Raw genomic sequence first — 1994 nt, forward strand, 5'->3', positions numbered from 1 at the left:
CCGGAGCCCGGCGGCGGGATCGACAGACAACGGGGTCAGCCCTTGACGCTGCCCGCGAGCAGGCCGCGGACGAAGTAGCGCTGCGAGGCGAGGAACACGGTCACCGGGACGATGATCGAGACGAAGGCGCCGGCCGACAGCAGATGCCAGGCGGTGCCTCGGGTGCCGGTCAGGTTGGCCAGGGCCACCGTGAGCGGCGCGACCGCGTTGCCGCCGCCCGCGAAGGTCAGCGCCACCAGGAGGTCGTTCCAGACCCAGAGGAACTGGAAGATGCCGAACGCCGCCAGCGCCGGGCGCAGCAACGGCAGCAGCACCCGGAAGAAGATGGCGATGTGGCCGGCGCCGTCGATGCGGGCCGCCTCGAGCAGAGTGGCCGGCACCTCCTTCATGAAGTTGTGCAGGATGAAGATGGCCAGTGGCAGCGCGAAGGCCGAGTGGGACAGCCAGATCGGCCAGAACGTGCCGGCGATGCCCGCGTCGACGTAGAGCGTCAGGAGCGGGATCAGGGTGACCTGCAACGGCACGATCTGCAGCGCGAAGACCATGACGAACAGGAAGTCCTTGCCGGGGAACTTGATCCAGGCGAACGCGTACGCGGCCAGCGCGGCCAGCGTCACCGGGATCACCACCGCCGGAATGGTGATGATGAACGAGTTGACGAAGTAGTCACCCAGGCCGGCGCCGCCGTCGTCGGTGCTGAGCACGGCTCGGTAGTTGTCGAGCGTCAGCGCCGGGTCCGTGAAGATCGTCCACCAGCCGGTTCGCCGGATGGCAGCCGGCGGCCGGAACGACGAGACGAGCAGGCCGAAGGTGGGCAGCGTCCAGAGCACGGCCAGGACGACGGCGATCAGTGAGGCCCACGGCGAGGTCAGCTTGCGCTTCGCCTTGGCCGCGGGTGTCTCGACCACGCCGACCGGTGGGGTGGTGGTGGTCGGCGGGGCACTTACCGTACTCATCGGGCCTCCGATGCGCGCATCTGCCGGATGTTGTAGACGACGACCGGGATGACCAGGATGAACAGCAGCACGGCGAGGGCCGCGCCCAGCCCTTGGTTGTCGCTGCGGAAACTCTGGCTGTAGAACTCGTTGGCGATGACGCTGGTGTCGAAGTTGCCGCCGGTCATCGTGCGGACGATGTCGAAGACCTTCAGCGTCGAGATGCCGATGGTGGTGAGCACGACGACCACGGCGGGCCGGATGCTCGGCAGGGTGATGAAACGGAACATGCCGAACGGGCTGACGCCGTCCAGCCGGGCCGCCTCGATGACGTCGTCCGGGATGGCCTTGATGGCCGCGGACAGTAGGGTCATCGCGAAGCCGGCCTGGATCCAGATCATCACGACGATGAGCAGGAAGGTGTTCAGCGGGGAGTCGACCAGCCACTGCTGCGGCTTGCCGCCGAGCATGACGACCAGCTGGTTGAGCAGGCCGATCTGCTTCACGTTGCCCTGGTCGGGGCGGTACTCGTAGATGAATCGCCAGATGATCGAGGCGCCCACGAACGAGATCGCCATGGGCAGGAAGATCAGTGCCTTGGCGACCGACTCGAGCTTGGCCTTGTCGACCAGGATGGCGTAGATCAGGCCCACCGCGGTGGCCACGAACGGTGTGACCACGACCCAGAAGACGGTGTTGCGGAGCACGTTGATCTGGTCGGCGTCGCTGAAGATCGTGACGTAGTTGTCCAAGCCGATGAACGCGTTTCCGGCGGCGTCGAAGAACGACTGCCAGATGGTGCGCAGGCCGGGATAGATGAGGCCGACCAGGAGCATCAGCACTGAGGGGGCCAGGTACGTGTACGCGACCACGCGGTCGCCGTTACGTCCCTTCACCAGACCCGCCAGGAACAGGACGATCCCCATGATCGCAACGAACAGCAGGATCGCCGCGACCATCTGGGTGATCTTCTCGGGCGTCGTCTCTGCGACGGAGAACATAGGCGTTCACCTCCTCGGGGGAGAACTCGGGGGAGAAAAGGACCGGCCGGAGAATCCC

The 1994-nt window shown here is 66.1% G+C and carries 2 protein-coding genes; both read right to left on the bottom strand.

The genetic code is table 11. The features are described from left to right. Window positions 1-35: 35 nt before the first annotated feature. Window positions 36-956, bottom strand: a complete 921-nt coding sequence (locus AB0M20_RS40465) for a carbohydrate ABC transporter permease (RefSeq protein WP_364306485.1) — start codon at window positions 954-956, stop codon at window positions 36-38. Next, complete coding sequence (locus AB0M20_RS40470; RefSeq protein ID WP_364306487.1) at window positions 953-1936, bottom strand: sugar ABC transporter permease; 984 nt, start codon at window positions 1934-1936, stop codon at window positions 953-955. The genes AB0M20_RS40465 and AB0M20_RS40470 overlap by 4 nt, the downstream gene beginning before the upstream one ends. Between the last annotated feature and the right edge of the window lie 58 nt (window positions 1937-1994).

It is taken from the genome of Actinoplanes sp. NPDC051633 (genome assembly GCF_040681735.1).
In the GTDB taxonomy this organism is placed as follows: Bacteria; Actinomycetota; Actinomycetes; order Mycobacteriales; family Micromonosporaceae; genus Actinoplanes.